Annotated in this window: 16 protein-coding genes; 8 read left to right on the top strand and 8 right to left on the bottom strand. The window is 75.5% G+C overall.

Annotation, left to right across the window (positions count from 1 at the left end; all coding sequences use genetic code 11):
- Positions 1–254: 254 nt before the first annotated feature.
- From PYR72_RS21470 to PYR72_RS21440, 7 genes are all read left to right on the top strand, one after another.
- The gene (locus tag PYR72_RS21470) at positions 255–2,330 is read left to right on the top strand and encodes a tetratricopeptide repeat protein (RefSeq protein WP_275460479.1); all 2,076 of its coding nucleotides are present in this window, start codon (positions 255–257) and stop codon (positions 2,328–2,330) included.
- Positions 2,331–2,897: 567 nt separating this feature from the next.
- Positions 2,898–4,247 (top strand): hypothetical protein, encoded by a 1,350-nt coding sequence (locus tag PYR72_RS21465; RefSeq protein ID WP_275456808.1) that lies wholly within the window; start codon positions 2,898–2,900, stop codon positions 4,245–4,247.
- Positions 4,244–5,323: a hypothetical protein gene (locus tag PYR72_RS21460; protein ID WP_275456807.1), complete on the top strand. Its 1,080-nt coding sequence runs from the start codon at positions 4,244–4,246 to the stop codon at positions 5,321–5,323. Before PYR72_RS21465 ends, PYR72_RS21460 begins: the two co-directional genes overlap by 4 nt.
- The gene (locus PYR72_RS21455; protein ID WP_275456806.1) at positions 5,320–6,570 is read left to right on the top strand and encodes an extracellular solute-binding protein; all 1,251 of its coding nucleotides are present in this window, start codon (positions 5,320–5,322) and stop codon (positions 6,568–6,570) included. The genes PYR72_RS21460 and PYR72_RS21455 overlap by 4 nt, the downstream gene beginning before the upstream one ends.
- Positions 6,571–7,098: 528 nt before the next feature.
- Positions 7,099–8,550, top strand: a complete 1,452-nt coding sequence (locus tag PYR72_RS21450; RefSeq protein WP_275456805.1) for a Tat pathway signal sequence domain protein — start codon at positions 7,099–7,101, stop codon at positions 8,548–8,550.
- A gap of 188 nt (positions 8,551–8,738) precedes the next feature.
- Positions 8,739–9,635: a glycosyltransferase gene (locus PYR72_RS21445; RefSeq protein ID WP_275460478.1), complete on the top strand. Its 897-nt coding sequence runs from the start codon at positions 8,739–8,741 to the stop codon at positions 9,633–9,635.
- Positions 9,636–10,140: 505 nt separating this feature from the next.
- Positions 10,141–13,110 carry a BTAD domain-containing putative transcriptional regulator gene (locus tag PYR72_RS21440; RefSeq protein WP_275456804.1) on the top strand — a complete coding sequence of 990 codons (2,970 nt, stop codon included), beginning with the start codon at positions 10,141–10,143 and terminating at the stop codon, positions 13,108–13,110.
- Positions 13,111–13,153: 43 nt separating this feature from the next.
- On the opposite strand, the gene PYR72_RS21435 is transcribed toward PYR72_RS21440, so the two are convergent.
- The 4 genes from PYR72_RS21435 to PYR72_RS21420 all read right to left on the bottom strand — a co-directional run bounded on the left by PYR72_RS21435 (position 13,154) and on the right by PYR72_RS21420 (position 19,216).
- Positions 13,154–14,869, bottom strand: coding sequence for a bifunctional 3'-5' exonuclease/DNA polymerase (locus tag PYR72_RS21435; protein ID WP_275456803.1), 1,716 nt, complete (start codon positions 14,867–14,869; stop codon positions 13,154–13,156).
- A 68-nt stretch (positions 14,870–14,937) separates the two neighbouring features.
- Positions 14,938–15,708, bottom strand: a complete 771-nt coding sequence (locus PYR72_RS21430; protein WP_275456802.1) for a Clp protease N-terminal domain-containing protein — start codon at positions 15,706–15,708, stop codon at positions 14,938–14,940.
- 521 nt (positions 15,709–16,229) lie between these two features.
- Positions 16,230–18,380: an ABC transporter permease gene (locus tag PYR72_RS21425; protein ID WP_275456801.1), complete on the bottom strand. Its 2,151-nt coding sequence runs from the start codon at positions 18,378–18,380 to the stop codon at positions 16,230–16,232.
- Positions 18,374–19,216, bottom strand: coding sequence for an ABC transporter ATP-binding protein (locus PYR72_RS21420; protein WP_275456800.1), 843 nt, complete (start codon positions 19,214–19,216; stop codon positions 18,374–18,376). Before PYR72_RS21420 ends, PYR72_RS21425 begins: the two co-directional genes overlap by 7 nt.
- 104 nt (positions 19,217–19,320) lie before the next feature.
- Between PYR72_RS21420 and PYR72_RS21415 the strand changes: the two genes are divergently transcribed.
- Positions 19,321–20,514, top strand: a complete 1,194-nt coding sequence (locus tag PYR72_RS21415) for a DUF2786 domain-containing protein (RefSeq protein WP_275456799.1) — start codon at positions 19,321–19,323, stop codon at positions 20,512–20,514.
- Positions 20,515–20,535: 21 nt separating this feature from the next.
- On the opposite strand, the gene PYR72_RS21410 is transcribed toward PYR72_RS21415, so the two are convergent.
- From PYR72_RS21410 to rpmB, 4 genes are all read right to left on the bottom strand, one after another.
- The gene (locus tag PYR72_RS21410; RefSeq protein ID WP_275456798.1) at positions 20,536–21,108 is read right to left on the bottom strand and encodes a DUF4232 domain-containing protein; all 573 of its coding nucleotides are present in this window, start codon (positions 21,106–21,108) and stop codon (positions 20,536–20,538) included.
- 209 nt (positions 21,109–21,317) lie between these two features.
- Complete coding sequence (locus PYR72_RS21405) at positions 21,318–21,851, bottom strand: hypothetical protein (RefSeq protein ID WP_275456797.1); 534 nt, start codon at positions 21,849–21,851, stop codon at positions 21,318–21,320.
- A gap of 136 nt (positions 21,852–21,987) precedes the next feature.
- The gene (gene rpsN / locus PYR72_RS21400) at positions 21,988–22,293 is read right to left on the bottom strand and encodes a 30S ribosomal protein S14 (RefSeq protein ID WP_275456796.1); all 306 of its coding nucleotides are present in this window, start codon (positions 22,291–22,293) and stop codon (positions 21,988–21,990) included.
- Positions 22,293–22,529, bottom strand: coding sequence for a 50S ribosomal protein L28 (rpmB, locus tag PYR72_RS21395; RefSeq protein WP_045562600.1), 237 nt, complete (start codon positions 22,527–22,529; stop codon positions 22,293–22,295). Before rpmB ends, rpsN begins: the two co-directional genes overlap by 1 nt.
- Between the last annotated feature and the right edge of the window lie 55 nt (positions 22,530–22,584).

Raw genomic sequence — 22,584 nt, 5'->3', positions numbered from 1 at the left:
CCGGCCCGGCTCCGGACGCCGAGCGCGGGACGCCCTGCCCGCACCGGCGCTTCACCGGCGCCCCCTGCGGCGGCACGGTGCTGCCCACCGGGCACTGTGCCGTGTGCGGGCGGGCTCAGGACGGCCCCCGGCTGCCCGCCCTGCCCGAGGACCCGGGCGAGTTCGGCCCCGCGGAGCTGCTCGCGCTGCCCGAGCGGGCGCCGCGCCCCGCGCGGGAACGCCTCATCGATCCCGAGGCGCCGCTGCGGGTCCGTATGGGCTGCTCGTCCCCCGACTGCGGCATCACCTTCGCCCCGCCCTACACCGTGGGCCGGGTGCCGGTCGAGGGGTACTGCCCGGCCTGCGGTGTGCCCTACTCGTACCGGCCCGAACTCGCCGCGGGAGACGTGCTGCGCGACCAGTACCGGATCCTGGGCCCCATCGCGCACGGCGGCCAGGGCTGGGTCTACCTCGCCGAGGACACCCATCTCGGGGACGTGGTCGCCGTCAAGGGCATGCTCAACCGGTACGAGCAGGACGGGGCCAGGCTCGCCGACGTCGAACGCCGCAACCTCGTCGCCATCCGGCACCCCCGTATCGTCCAGATCCGCGACTTCGTCGCCCGGCGCGACGACGGCGGGCAGGTCACCGGCGGCTACATCGTCATGGACGACGTGGGCGACGGCACCCTGGAGAAGGTCGTCAAGGAGACCCGGCGCGGGGAGTCCGTCCTCGACATCGAGCACGTCGCCGCGTACGGCTGCCAGATCCTCGAAGCCTTCGTCCATCTGCACGCCGGTGGCGAACGGGTCTTCGTGTACGGGGACATGAAGCCCTCGAACGTCGTGCACCACGGTGACGGCGTCAAGGTCATCGACCTCGGCGGGATGCGGGAGCAGGGCCAGAGCCAGCCGCCCGCCCATGTCACCCCCGACTACATGGCGCCCGAGACGGCGTTCGCGCCCATGCCCACCACCGCCCACGACCTGCACACCGTCGGTGTCACCCTGCGGGAACTCGCCGGCTGGGCCGTCGACGAGGTGCCCGGCCTCGGCACGGCCTCCTTCTGGGGTGTCGTCGACCGCGCCACCCGCGGTGACCCCGGTCTGCGCTTCGTCGACGCCCGGGAGATGGCCGGCCAACTGCGGGGCGCCCTGCGGGAGATACGGGCCCTGCGCGGCAAGAGCGACCCGCCCGAACCCTCCGACTACTTCTGGCCGTCCCCGCAACTGCTCGGCGCCCGGCTCGGTACGGTCCCCGGCATCGAACACTGGCTGGAGCGCCCCCGGCGCGACCGCTACGACCCGCCGCTCGCCCCCGCCCTCGACCTCGGCGCGCCCACCCCCACCGAGATCGCCCGCCGGCTGCCGGTGCCCAGGCGCTACCCGGGCGACCCGCAGACCACCCGGTTCGAGGTGAGCAGCGGTTACGATCCGGGCCGTCTCCTCGACCAGGAGGACGGCAAGCCGCCCTCGGTGGAGATCCGCCTGCACAACGTCCGGGTCCTGCTGGGCCGGGACTCGCGCGACGACCTGGAGCGGGCCCAGGAGGAACTGGACACCGCCGACTCCCTGCCGGGGCCGTCGGCCGTGCGCCGGTGGCGGCTGGAGTGGCACCGCGCCCTGGTCGCGCTGCGCCGGGCCGACCTGGACGGCGATCCTCGGCAAGTCGCGGCGGCCAAGGGTCACTTCAGCAGGGTCCGCCTGGAACTGCCCGGTGAGTACGCGCCCAAGCTCGCCCTCGCCTACTGCGGGGAGTGGCTCGGCGACGACACGGCCGGGCCCACCGCCAGGGAGCTGTACGAGGCCGTGTTCGCCCGCAACCCCGCCCACGGCGGCGCCGCCCTGGGCCTCGCCCGGCTCGCCCTGCGCGCGGGTGACCGCCGGGCCGCCCTGCACGTCCTCGCCCGGGTCCGCCCCGGCACCCTGGACCACACCGTCACCCGTATCGCCTCCTTACGGATCCGCGCGGCCCGGCTGCCCCGGGACACCGAGCCGCTGCCCGAACCCAGCGAGGTGGACGCGGCGCTCGCCGAACTGCGCGACCTGGTACGCCGGGAACCCGGTGCGGGGGTGCCGGGGCTGTCCGAGGACGAGGCGCTGCGCCTGAGCACCGAGCTGCACGAGTGGCAGCTGGACGCCCTCTACAGCCGCGACGACCGCCCCGGCCCCCGGGGCGGTGGCCGGCTCGACCCCCGCAGCCTGCGCGGCCTGAGTGCGCGGGAGCGCCGGCTGCGGGCGCGGATCGAGTCCCACTACCGCCAACTGGCCGCCCGGCACGAAGGATCGGCCGCCACCCACGAACACCTCGTGGACCTGCTGCAGGCGGTCCGGCCGCAGACGGTGGTGTGAGGGGTGCGCGGATGCGGGGCGGGCGGGTGGACGGGCGCACGGGAGATCTCCGAGGCGCCCGTGCGACGGGACCGGCTCCACACGGTCCGCACCACGACGGCGGCGGCGGCGACGGTGCCGGCCAGGGGCGAGGCCGCGACGGTTAGGCGACGGCGACGGGAGGCGAAGGTGCGGCGCGGGTGGCGACGGTGCGGCGCGGGTTGCGACGGTGCGGGCGGCGACGGCGATGGCTCTGGTGACGGCCACGTCGGCGACGACGGTGCCGGCCAGGGGCGAGGCCGCGACGGGCAGGCGACGGCGACGGGAGGCGAAGGTGACGGCGCGGGTGGCGATGGCGACGGTGCGGGCGGCTACGACGGCGACGACGAGGAGGCCACGGTGACGCGCGACCCGGGCGGAGACCCCGGCCGACACCCGAGCCCGCACCCGACCGCGAGCCCGCCCCCGCACCCGAGCCCGCCCCCGCTTCCGTCCCCGAGCCCGCCCCCGCACCCGAGCCCACCCCCGCCCCCGCCCCCACCCCCACCCCCACCCGGAAGGGGCCGCCCGTCGCGCCCGGAGATCCGGTTGTGGGTCGATCTCGGCCGCGATCTGCGCCCGCACCGCAGCGCGAAGATCGAGGCGCATCTGCGGGTCGACGTCCGTGCCGGCGGGGCGCCGGCCGAACTGCCCGCGATCGAACTCGCCGTGATCATCGCGGTCGATGTCGCCGAGCCCCTGCGGGCGGCCGTCCGGCACGCCCTGCCCGCCGCGCTGCGCGCCCTGCCCGACGGCATCTCCTTCACCGTGCTCGGCGCCGGTCCCGAGCCGGTCCGGTGCCATCCCGGGGGCGACGCCGCGTGGGCCGTCGCCGACGAGCGGGAGAAGCGCCGGGCCGCCTTCGCGACGGGCGCGATCCCGCTGCACCGGGACGGCCCGCGCCCCGCCGGATACGCCGCCTGGGCCGCCCGGGCCCGCACCCTGCTCGCCGCCCGCCCCCTGTCCGTACGCCATCTGCTGCTGATCACGGACGGCAGCAGCGCCCCCGGCGAGTCCCGTCTGGAGGAGGAACTCGACGCGTGCGCCGGGCACTTCACCTGCGACGTCCTCGCCCTCGGCGCGGACTGGAGCCCCGCACCACTGCTGACGCTCGCCGAACGGCTGCACGGCACCGCCGAGTTCGTGGACGACGGGCTCGGCACGGCGATCACCGCCGCGATCCGGCGGCTGCGCCGGGTGCACGCCCCTCAGCTGCCGATCGAGGTGACCGTACGGCCCTCGGTGCGGCAGGTCGCGCTGAACGAGAAGGCGCCCCGGCCGCACCGCCTCGGCGGGCTGCCCCAGCCCGGCCGGCCGCACCGGTGGAGCTTTCCGACGTACCAGTGGGAGGAGGGCGGACGCGACTACCTCCTCACCCTCGTCGCCGACGCCGACAACGACCCGCTGGAGACGTACCTGCAGTTCGCCATGGTCTCCGTCGGCGACGTCCACGCGGCCGTCACCGCCCGCTGGCACCACCCCGGACCGCCGCCGCCGGAACTGCCGGCGGGCGCCGCCAGTGTGCGCGAGCAGAAGTCCACCACCGTGATGCGGGAGGCCCTGCGCCGGGGACTCGTCGCCCTCGGCGAGGAACGACGCGAGGCCGCCCGGGGCCACCTGGGGAGGGCGGCGCGGCTGGCGGACCGGTTCGGCACGGACTGGGTGCTGGACGAGATCCGGGCGGTCGCCGACATCGAGGACGCGCCGGCGGGCCGGGTCCGGCTGCGGCGCGCCGTCGACGCCGACACGCTCGGGCCGATGATCCTGCGCGCCGGGTCCCGTCCCGTGGCCCTGACCGACGGCGCCGGTCCCCTGCCGGGCCCGCGCTGCGGACGGTGTGCCACCCCGGCCGGGGCCGAGGCCCGCCACTGCGTCGCCTGCGGGGAGAGACTGCTGTGACCGACGACCGTTCCCGTCGCGCCCCCCGCACCCCGCGCACCCGGCGCGCCCCGTACGCCCTGTCCCGGCGCCACGCGCCCTACTCCCTGGGCGCCTTCTGGCGTGCGCGGTTGCGCGGGCGGCGCACGCGGTGGCTGCTGGAGGCGCATCTGCTGGTCCTGACGGCGTGCGCGGTCGTGGCGGCCGGCGCCCTGTTCGTGTCCTGCCGGCAGATCCAGGGCGGAGCGCACACGCTGGCCGGCGAGGAGGCGCCGGCCGTGCAGGGGCTCGCCGCGACCCGGCTCGCGCTGCTGCGCGCCGACCACGAGGCCCGGGCGCTGGTGGCCTCCGAACTCGTCGACGTCGCGGGCACGGGCGAGGCGTACCGGGCTCAGCTCTCCGCCGCCGACCAGGGACTGTCCCGGATCGCGGACCGTACGGACCAGGACCTGGGCACCGTCAACGGTCTGCTCGCCACCTACGGCAACTCCCTCAACCTCGGTACGGCCATGTACCGCGACCGGCCGCTCATGCGCGACCAGAAGCTCGCCGAGGCGCACTCGCTGCTCCTGCGCCGGGGCGTGGGACTCGTACCCCGCCTGGACGCGATGCAGCGGATCCAGACGAGACACGCCGAGGTCACCGCCACCGAGGGCTGGTTGCAGCGCGGTGGCTGGTGGCTGGCCGAACTCGCCCTGCTGGCCATGGCGCTGACCCTGCTGTCCGCGCTGTTCGTGCTGCGCGACCGCTGCGGCCGCGACTGGAACCCGTACCTGCTGGCGGCCCTCGCCCTGACCGCGCTGCTCGGGATCGTGCCGCTGCTGGCGATGTCGTCCGCGCAGGCCGGCCTCGACCGGGTGGCCGGGGAGCTGCGGGAGATCACGGAGGTCTCCCGGAGGGAGGGCGGGGGAGCGGAGTTGGAGGGCTACCAGCAGACCGTCACGGAGCGGTCCGAGGAGGTCCGGGACATCCTGGCCGACGACACCTGGACCGGCCGCGTGTACCAGGGCACCCTCACCGGCGGCCTGCTGCTCGTCGTGCTGCCCGTCGTGGGGCTCGGACTCCGGCTCGACAGCGACTACTGGAGGCGACGGTGACCCGCCGGTTCAAGCTGCTGGTGCTGCTGGTGGCGCTGTTGCTGGTCTCGGCGGGCAGCATGGTGGCGGTCTGGTCGCAGCGGGCGGACGAGCCGGTGACCGTCCTCGGGCCGTGGACCGACGAGCAGGGCGAGCAGTTCGAGGCCGTGCTGCGGGACTTCGGGATCCCCTTCGAGTACCAGGGCACCGCCGCCCAGCGCGAGGTGCTGCTGTCCAAGGTGCAGTCGGGGGAGCCGCCCGACATCGCGATCATGCCGGGCGTCGGCGAACTCGCCGAGTACGCGGCCCAGGGCCGTCTCAGGTCGCTGGACGGCCTCTACGCCGAGGAGGAGTACGGGGCCCCGTGGCAGCCGGTGAACGAGCCCGCGCAGGAGGCGTACTGGGTGCCGGTCAAGGCGGACCTGAAGAGCATCGTCTGGTACCGCGAGGGTGAGCGTCCGGCCGGTTCACCCGCCCCACCGGCACGTTGGTGCATCGGGATGGGCGACGACGGGGCGTCCGGCTGGCCCGGCAGCGACTGGATCGAGGACCTCGTACTGCAGCGGGAGGGCCCGGACGTCTACGGCGGGTGGGCGCTCGGCGACCCCCGCGTGCCGTGGACCGGGCCGGCGGTCCGGGACGCGTGGGAGGCGTGGGCCGGGATGCTCCGCCAGGACGAGAAGGCGGCCAGGCGGGCCCTGCTCACCGATCACCGGGGCCCACCCGACGGGCACGGCCTGCTCTTCGAGGGCGCGGACGACTGCGCGCTGGAGCACCAGGGCTCCTTCGCCCGCTCCTTCTACGGGGACGAGCGGCGGCGGGCGGGCCTGATGGACTCCGCGCCCCTGCTGCCCGGCGGCGCCTACCGGGTCCGGGCCCACGAGGTGACCGGCGACTTCGCCGCGCTGTTCAGCGACCGCCCGCAGGCCCGGAACCTGATCGAACGGCTGGCCTCACGGGAGGGCCAGCAGAAATGGGCCGACGCGGCGGACGTCTTCTCGGCCAACCGCCGGGTGCGGCCGCGCGACCGCCCCGTGGAACGCCAGATCGCCGCACGCCTCACCGGCACGGGCCCCCGCTGCCTGGACGCCTCCGACGTCATGCCCCCCGCCGTCCGCGACGCCTTCTACGAGGCGGTCCTCCTGACGATCGCCCGCGCGGCGTCCGGCGACGACATCGACGTACCGGGCCTCCTGGCGGACGTCCAGAAGGTGGCGTCCACCCAGACGAACCGGCGACCGGCGCTGCGGAGGGTGTGCAGTATGTAGACGCGGCAGGGTGGCGCGCCTGCCGGGGCACGGCGCCCCCTCGGCAGGGCGCACGGCTCGCGCGCACGCCCCGCGCACCGAAAGTTGTACGCCCTCTTGCCCTGCCTGTCTCCGCCCTGTCCCTCGCCTGCACCCGCGTTGGCCGGGCGGACCGCACAGTGGTGTCCGGCGGGCGTCGGAGGATCCGGCGGGCCGCGGCCGTGGGGTCCCTGTCGTGGAGGAGGGGCCTCGCGGTCCCGGGATCCGGGGCCGGAGTCCGTGTCGCGGAGTCCGCGTACCGGGCCCAGGATCACGGAGGACGTCCCGCGCACCCACGACGTGCGCGGGACGGCCGTGTCCCGCGCGCCCGCCCTGTCCCCCGTCCGTCCGCCCGCCCGCGCAGCCCCCGCCCCTGCCACAACCAGCCCGGAACGCAAGGGCGTTGACCCACCCCCGCAGCCCCGCCAGAATGAGCCACCACCCGTTTGAGAGCGCTCTCAGAACTCGACTCCGGGCGCGCCCTCCAGGCCCGCACCCCTAGGGAGACCCATGACCGGCAGCATCGACGGCACCGGCATGACCGGCGCGACCGGCAGACCGGACCCGGCACCGGCGTTCGGCCGCCGGGCGCTCCTCGGCACCGGCCTCGGGGCCGCGGCGGCGCTCGCCGTCGCCGGTTCCGGTACGGCCCACGCGGCGCCCGGGACCTCGGCACGGCGGCGCGGGCAGGCGTTCCTCGCCGCCGCCATGGACGCCTACCCCGACCACGGCACCGTCCGGCTGACCCAGAGCTACACCGACCAGGCGGGCCTGTTCAGCACGGCGTTCACGTACGACAACGCGCTGGCGATCCTCGCCCACCTCGCCGTGCGCACGGCGGACGGGCGGGCCCGTGCGGTGGCGCTCGGGGACGCGCTGATCTACGCCCAGGAGCACGACCCGGCGTACGACGACGGCCGGCTGCGCCAGGCGTACAACGTCGGGCCGTACGTCTACTACGACGGCGTGCCGCAGCCGGACGGGTTCGTGCGGACGGACGGGACGGCCAACGTCGGCACCCAGTTCGGCTTCACCGGGACGGCCGTGGGGGACATGGCCTGGGCGGGCATCGCGCTGAGCGCGCTGGCGCGGCGGACCGGGGCCCGGCGGTTCCTCGCCGCCGCGGTGCGGATCGGGGAGTGGATCGAGCGCACCGGCCGTACCGACGAGCCCCTCGGCGGGTACAAGTTCGGTGTGAACGGGGCGAACGAGAAGCTGCCGTTCACCTCGACCGAGCACAACACCGACCTGGTCTGCCTGTTCGGACGACTGGCCCGGCTCACCGGCGACCGGGTGTGGCGGGAGCGGCGCGCGCGGGCCGAGGACTTCGTGAAGCGGATGTGGGAGCCGCCCCGGCGCTCGGCGGCCGGCTCGGCGGGCGGCGTGACGGGCGGTTTCTTCTACACCGGCACCAACGACGGCGTGACCGTCAACAAGTCCCCGATCCCCGAGGACACCCAGACCTGGACCCATCTCGCGCTCGACTCCGGCCGGTACGCGCGCTCCCTCGACTGGGCCGCGAGGGAACTGGCCGTCCTCGACCACGCCGAGCGCCGCAACAGCACGGTCCCGGCCGGGCAGTCGTACGAGGGCGTCACCTTCAGCTCCGCCAGTCTCCTCGCGAACGAGGACGCGCCCATCGCCGAGTTCCAGCCGAAGCCGAACCGCAACGGCGTCTGGTTCGAAGGCACCGCGCACCTCGCCCTCGCCCTGCGCGACCGGGGCGCGCGCGGCGACGAGGCCCGCGCCCGGCGCCTGATCGCCTCCCTCGAAAGCGCCCAGGACCACCTCGGCACCGGCCAGACCGTCGGCGGCCGCGCCCTCCCCGCCCGCGCCGGTGTCGTCTCCGCCAGCAGCCCGCTCGACACGGGGTTCGGCTTCGGCTACTACCCGTACCGGCACACGGGCGCCACGGCCTGGTACCTGATGGCGGCGGAGCGGTCGAACCCGCTGCGGGCCTGACCTCCCCGCACGGCGGCCCCGGGGGCGGGGCGGCGGACCCCGCCCCGCCGGAATTCGCGGAGTCGGTGCGAAGGCCCCGACATGAACGGCTAGCATCCCGGCCGTGAACACGCCGTGGAAGACGGTGTGCGGACCGGCGGCCCTCGGCGGTCGCCGGCGGTCGTGAACGGGATGGGGTTGGTGTCGTGATGGAGGCCGGGCCGCGGGTCGCTGTCGCCGTGGTGACGATGGGCAATCGGCCCGCCGAGGTGGACGCGCTGCTCTCCTCGGTGGCCAAGCAGGACCTCGCGCCCGCACGGATCGTCGTCGTCGGGAACGGCTGCCCCCTGCCCGAGTTCGCCGAACGGCTCGGCCTGCCCGGCGAGGTCACGCTCATCGAGGTGGACGAGAACCTCGGCTGCCCCGGCGGCCGGAACGTCGCCCTGGAACGGCTGCGGGAGTTCGGCGACGTCGACGTCGTGGTCGAGCTGGACGACGACGGCCTGCTCGTCGACGCCGATGTGCTGCGGCGCGTACGGGACCTGTACGCCGCCGACCCGCGCCTCGGCGTCGTCGGCTTCCGCATCGCCGACGAACACGGCGAGACCCAGCGGCGGCACGTGCCGAGGGTCGGCGCCAAGGACCCGATGCGCGGGGGACCGGTCACCGGGTTCCTCGGCGGCGGGCACGCCCTGTCCATGGCCATGCTCGCCGAGACGGGCGACTGGGCCGCCGAGTTCTTCTTCGCGCACGAGGAGACCGACCTGGCCTGGCGGGCGCTCGACGCCGGCTGGACCGTGCTGTACGCCCCCGAACTGCTCCTGCAGCACCCGAAGACCTCACCCGCCCGGCACGCCATCTACTACCGCGTCAACGCCCGCAACCGCGTCTGGCTCGCCCGCCGCCGCCTCCCGCTGCCGCTGATCCCCGTCCACCTGGGGGTCTGGGTCCTCATCACCCTGCTGCGGACGCGCTCGGCGGGCGGGCTGAAGGCGTGGTTCGGCGGTTTCGCGGAGGGCTGGCGGGAGTCGGGCGGCGAACGGCGGCCCATGAGCTGGCGGACGGTGTGGCGCCTGACGAGGCTGGGACGGCCACCGGTCCTGTAGTCCTGCGGGGCCACTGCGTCGGCCTTGCCCAACGGCATCCGGAGCGAGGTGACTTCGCCGACGACCTCGCCACCCGTCCTGCCCGCCGACCGGGTTCGACCCCGGACCCGGACTCGGACTCGGTATCCGCGCCCCGGCCGTAGCTAGGCATAGGTGTCCCGGTCCGAGCCCGGCAGCCGTGTCCCGGTCCGAGCCCGGCAGCCGTCTTCGGCGTCCGGGCCCGGACCGCCCCCGTGACACACGAATGCCCCGGTCGGTCACCTCAACCGGCCGTGGCACAGCGCTTGGTGCGGTTCCCGGATCCGGCAGCGGCGGCGGCACTCCCCCGAGCTACGCGTTCACGCGTGCGCCGTCGCCGCCGGATCCGATGAAGTGATCACATCAGGTCCCGCCAACGGATCGCTAACATGAGCCCAACGGTTCCACGGGGAGCCGTACGGGAGGCGGCGGCGGGTCGCCGCGGGGCGGGCCCGGAACGACGGTGCGGGAAGGCAGCGGCTGTTCTATGCGGGACGGACTGCGGTTCGGACTGCTCGGTCCGCCGGTTCTGTACGAGACCGGGGACGCCGGCGGCGGCGTACGGTCCGTGGGCGGCGGGAAGATGCGCGCCCTGTTCGTCGCGCTGCTCCTCGAACCCGGGCGGATCGTCTCCGTCGACACCCTGAAGGACGTGCTCTGGGACGACGCGCCGCCCCCCTCCGCACAGGCGTCCCTGCAGAACCACGTGACGCGTCTGCGGCGGCTGCTGGACGACCCCGAACGGCTGCGCGCGGTCCCGCCGGGCTATCTGCTGCGGATCGACGACGGCGAACTGGACGTCCGCGTCTTCGAGGCGCACGCCCGCGCCGCCCGAGCCGCCCACGCCGAACGGGACTGGGCCCGGACCGTCCGCGAGTCCGCCGCCGCACTCGCCCTCTGGCGCGGGACACCGCTCGGCGGTCCGCCGGCCGAGGGACCCCGCGCGCAGGCGTTCGTCCAACGCCTGGAGGAGGCGCGGCTGCTCCTGCTGGAGCGGCGCTACGAGGCCGAACTCCACCTCGCGCCCCGCACGGCGCCCCGGGACGCCACCGGGGCGCACCCGCTCGGCGCGCTCGCCCCCGAACTCACCGCCCTCGTCGCCGAACACCCCCTGCGCGAGGCGTTCCACCGTCTCCTCATGCTCGTCCTGCACCGCACGGGCCGCCAGGCCGAGGCGCTGGCCGTCCACCGGGACCTGCGGGCCCGCCTCCTGGACGAACTCGGCGTGGAACCGGGCCCCGCCGTACGCGACGCCCACATGGAGATCCTGCGTGCGCCCGCCGAGGAGGACCCGGCGGCCCCGGCCGAGGACGCCCTCGCCGACGCCCCGCCCCTCCCGGCCCAACTGCCGCCGCCGCCCGCGCACTTCACGGGCCGAGAGAAGGCCCTGGCAGAGCTGCGGGCGGCGCTGGGGGAGGGCGCCCACGAAGCCTCCGGGACCGTCGTCCTCAGCGGCATGGCCGGCGTCGGCAAGAGCGCCCTCGCCCTGCACCTCGCCCACGGACTCGCCGAGCGCTTCCCCGACGGCCAGCTGTACATCAACCTCCACGGCGCCACCCCGGGCATGACCCCCCTCACCCCCGCCCAGGCCCTCGCCGCCCTGCTCCGCGACCTCGGCACCGCCCCGCGCCGCATCCCCGAACACCCCGACGCGGCAGCCGCGTTGCTGCGCTCGACGCTCGCCCCGACCCGCACCCTGCTGGTGCTGGACGACGCCGCGAACGCCGCCCAGGTGCGCCCCCTGCTCCCGGCCGGCGCCGGCTGCGCGGTCATCGTGACGAGCCGCTCCCCGCTCACCGCCCTGGACGGCGCCCACCGCTTCCCGCTCGCCCCGCTGTCGGACGACGAGAGCGCGGCCCTGCTGCGGGCCGCGTCCGGCCGTGCGGCGGGCCTGGACGCCACGCACCCCCTCGTCGCGCTCACCGGCCGCCTCCCGCTCGCCCTCCGCGTGGTCGCGGCCCGCCTCGCCGCCCGACGCGCACTCACCCCGGACGCGCTGGCCGGCCAACTGACCGCCACGGAAGGGAGGTTGCGCCATCTCGAATACGACGACCTGAGCGTGCGCCGCTCCCTCGCCGTCGCCCACGAGGCCCTGCGCGCCTCCGACCGCGAGGCCGACCGCGACGCCGCCCACGCCCTCAGCCGGATCGGCGCCCTCGACCTGCCCGCGTACGGCGCGCCCCTGCTCGCCCGCCTCACCGGCACCGACGAGTTCCGCGCCGAGACCGCCCTCGACCGCCTCGTCGACGTGGCCCTCCTCGACGAGACGTCCTACGGCCGGTACGTCCCCCACGACCTCGTCCGCGACTTCGCCCGCGAACTCGCCGGCACGGCCGACACCGCCGAGGCCGTGGAGCAGGCCCTGCGCTGGTACGCGGCCCGCGCCCGCCAGAGCCTGCTGGTGCTGCTCCCGCCCGGCTACGAACGCGACGAACGCCTCCGCACGACGGGTTCCGCGGCGGAACCGGCGCCCACGGAGGAGCCCTTCGCCTCCGCGGAGGAGGCGTTCGCCTGGGGCGACCGTGAACTCCCCAACATCGTCGCGCTGGTGGAACGCGGCGGCGGACCGGCGGCCGCGCTCGTCCCCGTCCTCGTCCGCCATCTCTTCCCCTATCTGCACCGCGGCGGCCGGCTCGCCGAGCTGGACGTGCTCGGCCGGCTGGCCCTGAACGCGGCGCGGTCGCTCGGGGACGCCGAGGCCGAGGCGTTCGCGCTCACGGACCGGGCGGGCCTGCACTTCATGTCCGGCCGGGCCTCGGAGGCGCTCGCCCTCAACGACGAGGGCCTGACCCTGTGGCGCAGGCTCGGGGTCGTGTCGTGCGTACGGCGCTGCCTGAACAACCGGGGGCTGGTCCTGGAGAGCCTCGGCCGGTACGAGGAGAGCGAGGAGACGCTGCGGCAGAGCCTGGAGCTGTCCCGGCAGCTCGGCGACCCGTACGGCGAGGCCGTGACCTTCAGCCATCTCGGCAACCTGTACAAGCACACCGACGCGCGCGCCGCCATCGCCCACCACGAGCGGAGCCTGGCGCTGGGCGAGCTGGCCGACAGCCTCGTCGTCCGGCACACCGCGCACTGCAACATCGGCTACGCCCACCTCCGGCTCGGCGAACCGGCCGCCGCCGTCCGCAACTTCGAGCAGAGCCTGCGCATCCTCGGCGACGACGAGGACTGGCAGGGCGAGTCGAAGTCCCGGCTCGGTCTGGTCCGGGCGCTGCGCGAACTGGGCCGGCCGGACCGCGCGTCCCACGAGTGCGCCCTCCTCATCGACCTCGCCGAACGCCGCGCCGACCAGTACGCCGTCGCTCTCGCCCGCCATCAGCGGGGGCTGCTGCTGCGGGCGGAGGGGCGCGAGGGGGAGGCGTATCGCGAGTGGGAGCGGGCCCGGACGATCCTGGACGGCACGGACTCCACGGTGGCGGTGGAGCTGCGGGAACTCCTGAAGGACCACGCCGGGTGAGCGGTGCCGTCGGGTGCGCGGTGAGCGGCACCGCCGTACGCGCTCACCTCGCGTCCGCGTAGCACTCCACGACCGCCGTGGTGAAGGGGAACCGCACCGGGGTCTGCCCGAACGCCAGCCGCCCCGACAGCTCCGACGCCTCCCGGATCGCCGCCACGACCGCGTCCGCCTCCGCGGCCGGGCAGTGCACGATCACCTCGTCGTGCTGGAAGAAGACCAGCTCGGCCGCCATCCCGTCGAGGGTGCGGCGGAGGGCGGCGAGCAGGAGCAGGGTCCAGTCGGCGGCGCTGCCCTGGACGACGAAGTTGCGGGCGAAGCGACCCCGGGCGCGGGAGTCGGTGGAGGCGTACCCGGGCACCCACTCGGTCTCCTGCCCGTGCCCCCGGCCCTGCTCCGGGCCCCCGGGACCGTCGTCGGCCTGGGGGATGCCCGCTTCCTCGCCCGCCGCGTCGGGGTCACCGGCCGCCGGCGGGCACGTACGCCCGAGCCAGGTCCGTACGAGGCGGCCCTCCTCGCCCGCGCGGGCCGCGTCGTCGACGTACCGCACCGCGCGGGGGAACCGGCGGCGGAGCGCGGCGAGGTTCTTGAGGCCGTCCCCGGACGTCTGCCCGTAGACGGCGCCCAGCACGGCGAGTTTGGCCTGCTCGCGGTCGCCGGAGAAGGCGCGGTCGGAGACGGCCTGGTAGAGGTCGCCGGGGCGTCCGGCGACCTCCATGAGCCCGGGGTCGCGGGAGATGGCGGCCAGCACCCGGGGTTCCATCTGGTCGGCGTCGGCGACGACGAGCCGCCAGCCGGGGTCGGCGACACAGGCGCGGCGGATCACCTTCGGGATCTGCAGGGCGCCCCCGCCGTTGGTGACCCAGCGCCCGGTGACCGTGCCGTGCGCGAGGAACTCGGGGCGGAACCGCCCGTCCCGGACCCAGTCCTGCAGCCAGGACCAGCCGTGGGCGACCCAGATCCGGTAGAGCTTCTTGTACTCCAGGAGCGGCTTCACCGCCGGATGGTCGACGCTCTCGATCTCCCAGCGGCGGGTGGACTTCACCCGCACCCCCGCCCGCGCGAACGCCTTGACGACGTCGGCGGGCAGATCGGGGCGCACGCGCCGCCCGAAGGCGTTCGACACCTCCTCGGCCAGTTCGGCGAGCCGCCGCGGTTCGCCCCCGCCCGCGTACCGCTCGCCGAGCAGTTCGCGCAGCACCTCCCGGTGCACGTCGGGCCGCCACGGCAGCCCCGCCCGGTTCATCTCGGCCGCCACGAGCATCCCGGCCGACTCGGCGGCGGTCAGCAGCCGCATCCGGTCCGGATGGGCGGTGGCGTCGTGCCGGCGCTGCTGGTCGGCGTACACCTCGACGAGGTCGGCGAGCGGGACATGGACCGGCCGGGGCTCGAAGAGGGACGGCTGGGCGCCGGTGTCGGCCGAGCGCAGGGGCGGGTCCGGGGGGACGGGGGTGTGCCGGAGGCGGGCGAGCGCGGCGGCCGCGGAGCGGGGTTCTCCGAGCCGCCCCTCGTGTCCCAGCAGCAGGGTCTCGGCGTCCTCGACGTCGTAACACCGCTCCACGCGGACGCCCTCGGCCAGCAGCCGCGGATAGATCGCGGAGGTGGACCCCCACACCCACCGCCCGACGTCCGCCCGCCGCCGCACGGCCCCCGCGAGGTCGGGCTCCCGCGTCACCGGCCCCGCGAGCAGCCCGTCGGGCCCGAGGGGGGCGACCTCCGCGCCACCGTCCTCGGCCGGAGCGAGCGCCCACCTGTCGGCCATGGGTGCGAGTGTGACAGGGGGGTCTGACAACGCGGCCGAGCCGCGGGCGAGGCGCGGCCGGGCGGTCCCTACTCCGCGCCCCGGCCCTCGTCCTGTCCCTGTCCCTGTCCCTGCTGTCCCTGTCCCTGCACGATCGACCGCAGTGCCGCGGTCACGTCCGCCTCCGTGGCCTCCTTGGTCACCCCGAGGCCGCTCAGTACGCCCCGTCCGTTCTCGAACTCCAGCAGGGCGAGCAGGATGTGTTCCGTGCCGATGTAGTTGTGGCCGAGGCGCAGGGCCTCGCGGAAGGTGAGTTCGAGGACCTTCTTGGCCTCGGGGCCGTAGGGGATGAGTTCGGGCACCTCGGGGGCGGCCGGCGGCAGGGTGGCGGTGGCCGCCTGCCGCAGGGCCTCGGGGGAGACGCCCTGGGCGGTGAGCGCCTTGGCGGCGAGGGCCTCCGGCTCGGCGAGCAGGCCGAGGACGAGATGGGCGGGCAGCCCCTCGACGGCGCCGGCGGCCTTGCCCTCGTTGTGCGCGGCCGTGACCACGTTCCGGGCGCGCGGGGTGAAGCGGCTGAACCCCTGGCTGGCGTCGAGATCGTTCTCGGCCTTCGGCACGAACCGCTTCTGCGCGGCCTGCCGGGTCACCCCCATGCTCTTGCCGATCTCGGTCCAGGAGGCGCCCGAGCGCCGGGCCTGGTCCACGAAGTGCCCGATCAGGTGATCGGCCACCTCCCCGAGATGGTCCGCGGCGATCACCGCGTCCTGAAGCTGGTCGAGGGGTTCCGGGTGGACCTTCTTGATGGCGTCGATGAGCTCGTCGAGACGGATGGAAGCGGTGACTCGCGGATTCGTCGTCATGTGTCAACCCTAGGTTGACACCCCTTGCCTGTCAACCTTGAGTTGACAGGCATCATCCCGTGGCCATGGCCCGGCCGCAGCCGCCCTGAAGGGGCGCGGGGAACGGCGCGCCCAGCCCCCACCCACCCGCAACTCGCCCTCGTTCGCCCGCCGCACTCCCCGGTGGGCGTGGTCACCCCAGCCGCCGCCGCTTCCTGATGGCCGCGACGCACCGGTGACGCTGTCGCCATGCCCCGGCCGCAGCCGCCTTGAAGGGGCGCGGGGAACTGCGCGCCCGGCCCCCACCCACCCGCACCCGCCCTCGCCACACGCGCCCCCTCCCCGGTGGGCGTGGGCACCGGAGCCGCCGCCCGCCGTCCGGACGCCCGCACGGCGCACCGGCGACACGTGGCCATGGCCCGGCCGCAGCCGCCCTGAAGGGGCGCGGGGAACTGCGCGCCCAGCCCCCACCCACCCGCACCCGCCACACGCGCCCCCCTCCCCGATGGCGCCCCAGCCGCCCCCGCACCCCAAGGAGACGTTCACTTCCCCGCCGCTCCACCAACCGCCGCAACCCCCGCCACCACCCCGCACGCCCCTACACACGCCCCCACGACCCCCCACGGCACCGCCACCCCCACCGGCGCCGACAGCAGGGCCAGCGCGCCCGCCGCCCCCGCCAGGTTCACCGCGGTGACCACCGCGCCCAGCACCACCCCCACCAGCACCGCGACCAGCGCCTCGCCGACCACGACCACCCGCACCTGCGCCCCCGTGGCCCCGGCCAGCCGGAGCGACCGCAGTTCCGCGCCCCGCGCCGACGTCGCCATCATCAGCGTCCCGGCCAGCGAGATCGCCGCGTACACGAGCGCGATCCCCAGCACCACGAGGAACCCGAGCCGGGTGTGCGCCTTCGCGCCGGGACGGTTCGCCGCGAGCCACTCCCCGGCCGGCCGTACCGTCGCACCGGTCCCTGCCGTCGTCCGCTCCAGCGCCGCCGCGACGGCCGCCCGGTCCGCCCCGCCGTCCACCCGCGCCTCGACCCGGTCCACGAGCGCCCCGCCGGCGTTCGCGGCCGTCACGTACGCCCCGTTGTCCCCGGTCCCCCGCGCCAGCACCGCCACGATCCGCAGCCGTACGGGACGCCCGTCCCCGAGCCACACCCGCACGCGGTCCCCGACCTCGTGCCGCTCCCACTCCTCGTTCACGACGATCGACCGGTCGTCGAGATCGCGCACGTCCCCGGCGACCACCGGCAGCCGCGACACCGCCGCGAAGGCCGGCACGTCCGTCACCGCGCGCGCCTCGGAGCGCACCAGCGCGCTTCCCTCCTCCACCGTGTACACGGCGGTGGCGGCCGACCCGGCCGCGGTCGCCCCGGGCACCTTCCCGGCCCCCGCCGGCAGACCCTCACCCGTCACCACGAAGTCCGCCCGGGTCCGCGCCCGGGCCTCCGCCCCCTTCGCCTCCGTCACCGTGGCCGTGGACCCGAGCAGCGACCCGGCCAGCGCCACGGTCACCAGCACCGGCGCGGCGACGGCGGCGGTACGGCGCACCGAGGTGGCCGCGTTCTCCCGGATCAGCAGCCCGGTCGCCCCGGGCAGCGCCGCCCCCACCAGCCGTACGACGGGCCGGACGAGCAGCGGTGCGAGCGCGGCGGCCGCGGTCACCAGGAGCATCGGCTGGGTGGTGTACGTCTTGCGTTTCAGCAGGTCGGCCGGGTCGGTGCCCAGCTTCCAGGCCAGCAGCCCCAGCCCGCCCGCGAGCAGGGCGACACCGATCACCCGGCGCGACAGCGGCAGCACCCCGGTGTCCACGGACGCCTCGCGCAAGGCCTCCACCGGCCCGATCCGCCCGGCCCTCCGCGCGGCCGCCCAGGCCCCCGCGAGCGCCACCGACACCCCGGTCCAGAACGCCACGTGGTACGGCCACACCACCGCGTCCGGCACCGCGAACCAGCTCGGCGCCACCCCGCCGTCCACCAGCTCCCGTACCAGCACGGGCGCCCCCCACGCCCCCAGCGCACACCCGGCGCCGGACGCCAGCACGCCGACCGCCGCGGCCTCGCCGAGCAGCATCCGCCGCACCTGCCCCGGCGTCGCGCCCGCCATCCGCAGCAGCCCGAACTCCCGTCTGCGCAGCGCGACCACGAAGGCGAACGTCGACGCCGTCACGAACACCGACACGAAGGTGGTGACCCCGCCCGCCGTGCCGAGCAGCGAGTTCACGGCGACCAGCGCCTCCGCGTCCCGCTCGTGGGAGGGGTCCACCTGCCGTCGCGCGTCCCCCGTCAGCACCCGCGCCCGGTCCCCGACCAGCGCCTTCACCGCGGCGACGGGCGCGTCCACGCCGACAGCGTCGGGCCCGGCCGGTCCCCGCCCGGCCGCGTCCGTCGTCACCGGCCCCAGCGCGCGCAGCCGCGCCAGCAGTCGTTCGTCCACAGGGTGTGGATACGCGAGCCGCTGGGTCACCCGGGCCGTCCCCGGCCCGCGTCGCACCTCGACCGTCAGCCGGTCCCGGCCCGCCACCACGACCGGCGAGGAAGCGAAACGCTCCGGCGCACGCGCGGGCGGATCCAGCGCCGCCGCGAGCCCGAGCCCCATGGCGGTCATCACCCCGACCCCCAGCGCCACGGCGACGAACGATCCGAGCAGCGCGGCCCACCGCGTACGCAACGACGACAGCGTCAGCACGTCACACCCCCGACCGCGGTCCCGGTCGCGGTCCCGGCCGGGGCGCCCCCGGCCCGCCGTTCCAGCCCCGCCATCCGCGCCGCCACCGCCTCCACGGTGGGCCGGGCCAGCTCCCCGCTCACCCGCCCGTCCACCAGGAACACCACCCGGTCCGCGTACGACGCGGCCACCGGATCGTGCGTCACCATGACCGTCGTCTGCCCCTCCCGGTCCACCAACTCCCTGAGCAGACAGAGCACTTCACGGCTGGTCGTGGTGTCGAGCGCCCCCGTGGGCTCGTCGCCGAAGAGGACCGCCGGGCGGGTGATCAGGGCCCGGGCCAGGGCGACCCGCTGCTGCTGCCCGCCGGACAACTGGGCCGGCCGGTGTCCGGCCCGCTCGGCCAGCCCCACCCGGGTCAGCGCCTCGCGCACCGCGCCCCGCGCGGGCCGCCGCCCGGCGAGCCGCAGCGGCAGGGCGACGTTCTGCGCGGCCGTGAGCGAGGGAAGCAGGTTGAACGCCTGGAACACGAACCCGATCCGCTCCCGGCGCAGCAGCGTCAGCCGCCGCTCACCCAGCCCGGCCAGCTCGACCCCGTCGACCCGTACCGTCCCGCCGGAGGGCCGGTCCAGCCCCGCCGCGCACTGCAGAAGCGTCGACTTCCCCGACCCCGACGGCCCCATGACCGCCGTGAAGGTCCCGGCCCCGAAATCGAGGTCCACCCCGTCGAGGGCGGCCACCTCCCCGTACGACCGCCGCAGGCCCCGTACGCGTACGGCGGCGACCTCCGCCGCCCCCGCCCCCCGGGCCGCCCCCGCCGCCGTCTTCACCGCTCGTGCCGTATCTGTCGTGGTCATGCTGCAAGCCAACCGTCCGCGCCCCGCCCGCACACGACCACTGGAGGGCGTCCCGGGGGTAGGGCCGGCCCTACCCCCGGACACCTCGTGACACGATCGAACACGTGAGTACGACCAGCACGGTGGACCGCGCCTTCGAGACGGCCCTCTACGCCGACACCGACACCGCCCTCGACACCGGCGCCTCCCTGCTCGCCGCCGACCCCGCGGCCGACGCGGAACTGGCCCGGCGCGGACGGGAGTTCGTGGCCGGGGCCTGGCGGCGCGGCTGGCAGCCCGCCGACGTCGTACGGTTCGTGCGGCGCGAGCTGGAGGACGAGCACGTCACGCTGCTCGCACGGCTGGTCGTCGAGGAACACGAGGAGGACCGGGGGCACGCGCAACGGCGCTCACCCGGCCCCCGCTGGGCCGCCCAGCTCGACGAGATCAGGGAACTGGCCGCCCGGCGGGCCCGCGCGGACCGTTTCTCGTACGCCACCACGGCCCTGGAGCTGTACCGCCTCCTCCTGCGGCTGCCCACGCTGGAATCCCTGGACGGCCCGCGGGCGTCCGGCGGCGCCCAGAACTCCCCCCACCCCGAGTCGCGCATGCTCGGCCGTATCCGCGCGCTCCTCGCCAAGGCGGAGGCGACGGGGTTCCCGGAGGAGGCGGAGGCGCTCAGCGCGAAGGCGCAGGAGCTGATGGCGCGGCACAGCATCGACGAGGCGCTGCTGGCCGCCCGCGCGCACCGCGAGGACACCCCCGGCGCGTGCCGGATCGGGGTCGAACCCCCGTACGAGACGGCCAAGGCCGTGCTCCTCGACGCCGTGGCGCGCGCCAACCGCTGCGAGGCCGTCTGGAACGAGGCCCTCGGCTTCTCCACGGTCGTGGGATTCGAGGCGGATCTGGAGGTGGTCGAACTGCTCCACACCTCGCTCCTCGTCCAGGCCACCACCGCGATGACCAGGGCGGAGGCGGCCCAGCGCCGGTCCGGCCGGAAGCGGACCAAGACCTTCCGGCAGTCGTTCCTGGCCGCCTACGCCCATCGCATAGGGGACCGGCTGGCGGAGGTCGCCGAGGCCCAGGTCGCCGAGGCGGAGGCCGGGGGCGTGGGCGCGCACGGCGCGGGCGCGGCGGAACAGGACCTGCTGCCCGTCCTTGCCGCGCGCGATGTCGCCGTCCGCGAGCAGGTCGGCCGGATGTTCCCGGACACGGTCACCACGCGCGTCCGGGGCGTCAGTGATCTCGCCGGCTGGCAGCAGGGGGCGGAAGCCGCCGACCGCGCCCAGGTCAGGGCGCGGCCCCGGCTGCCGTCCTGACGCGGCGACGGACGCGCCGGGTCAGTCGCCCACCGGCAGGAAGGGCCCCACCGTCGCCTCCAGCGTGCTCTCCGACGCGACCGCGACCTCGGGGTCCGGCCACTTGAAGCTGCTGACCTTGGTGTCCCCGGGCAGGGTCAGCTTCACCATGTCCACCGCGGCGCTCTTCTCGGCGTCACCGGCGACCCCGCGCACGTACGCGATGGTGAAGGTCATCGACTGACCTCCCTCCAGCGTCACCTCGGTGTCCTGCGACGCGCCCTTCTGCGGCTTGAGCGCCCAGGACTTGTCCCCGGCGAAGAGGTCGACCCCGGCGAGGCCCTTCAGCGTGCAGGCGGCGTCGCCCTTGTTGGTGACGGTGACCGGCACGCCGCCCTCGTCACCGGCGGTCGGCGCGGCGCTGCTGGGGCCGATCTCGAAACCGGCCCGCGCGGCCGTGCAGGCGCCGCCCTTCGTCGCGCTGTCGGGGGTGGAGGCACCGGTCTTGCCGTCCTGTCCTCCGTCACCTCCGTCGCCTCCGTCGCTCCCGCCACAGGCGGTCAGCGTGAGGGCCGCGAGGAGGGCGGCGGCGATGGCGGTCGGAGCGGTGCGCATGGAGTTCCCGGGGGTGTTCGTGGCTGTCGCAGCACAGCCGGTGACGACGTGAGAGGAGAACGGGCCCCGAAACCCGGAGGCGCCACGGCCCGTTCCTCACATGATCTACGATCCCGGCCCCACGGCGGGCCCGATCGACGACCTTGGCGCACGGCGCCGGTCCACGGCCCGGTCCACTGCCCGGTCCACCCTCCGGTCCGCGGCCCGCCCTACGACCCGGCGCTCGCCGTGGGCAGATCGCCGGGGAGGCCGGTGGGCAGGTCCGTCGGCAGCCCCGAGGGCAGGGATCCCGCGGCCTTCCGGAACGTCTCCTGGCCGGCCTTGCCCTCCCAGGTGATCGTGAGCGACTTGGCGCCGACCTTGTCCACCATGCCCTCGGTGCGGGCGTCGCTGCCGTCCTGGCACGTGAGGCTGAACATCTGCATGTTCTCCGCGTCGGAGACCTTGCCGCTGCACACCGAGGTGCCCACGAAGACGGCGGCCTCGTCGCCGTTGACGAACAGGGCGACCGCCTTGCCGTCGGTCGTGGCCAGCCAGTTGCCCTGCAGCGCGGTCGCGACGCCGGGGGAGTCCCCGGAACCGCCGCCGTCCTTGCCGTCGCTCGGCTCCGGGGCGGCCGACGACTCCTTGGCGTCGGAGCCGCCGCCGTCACCGCTGCACCCGGTCAGCACGAGCGCGACCGTGAGCCCGGCCGCCGCGGCCGCGACGCGCCCGCGCCGACGAGCGGAGGACGCCCTGGTCACGGGCCTTGCCGTAGTAGCCGTAGTCACTGGAGATCTCCCAAAGCCGTGGCCGGCCCACATCCGCCGCACCCCCTCGGCAAGCTACCAGCAGCCCCCGGCGCCCCGAGCCCCCGCCTCGACCCCCGGATCACCGTCCCTACCAGGACGACTTCCGCACCCCCGGCAAGAACCCCGCGTGCGCCTGCTCCCGCAGGCTCACGCGGGAGAGGCCGAACGTGCGGAAGTAGCCACGGGGACGGCCGTCGACCTGGTCCCGGTTGCGGACGCGGGTCGCGCTCGCGTCGCGGGGCTGGGCGGCCAGTTCCCGGCGGGCGGCGTCGCGTTCGGCGTCCGTCGTGGCCGGCCGCCGGAGGATCTCCTTCAGCTCGGCCCGCCGCACGGCGTACCGCGCGACGATCTCCCGCCGCTTCTCGTTCTTCGCGATCTTGCTCTTCTTCGCCATCAGACCCGCACCCCCCGCGCGCGGATCCGCGCGACCGCGGCCTCGACGCCGATGACGTCCACGGTCTTGATCCCCTTGGCGCTCAGCCGGAGCCGCACATGGCGGTTCTCGCTCGGCAGCCAGTACCGCTTGGACTGGATGTTCGGGTCGAAACGGCGGGACGTACGCCGGTGGGAGTGGGAGATGCGGTTGCCGAAGCCGGGTTGGGCTCCGGTCAGCATGCAGTGGGCGGACAAGGTGACGCACCTCTCTCGATCAGGCAGTGCAAATGGAATTCATTTTCAGTAAGAT

Source organism: Streptomyces sp. VNUA24, from assembly GCF_029167005.1.
Classification (GTDB): Bacteria; Actinomycetota; Actinomycetes; order Streptomycetales; family Streptomycetaceae; genus Streptomyces; species Streptomyces scabiei.
This window is presented reverse-complemented; position numbering and strand designations above follow the sequence as displayed.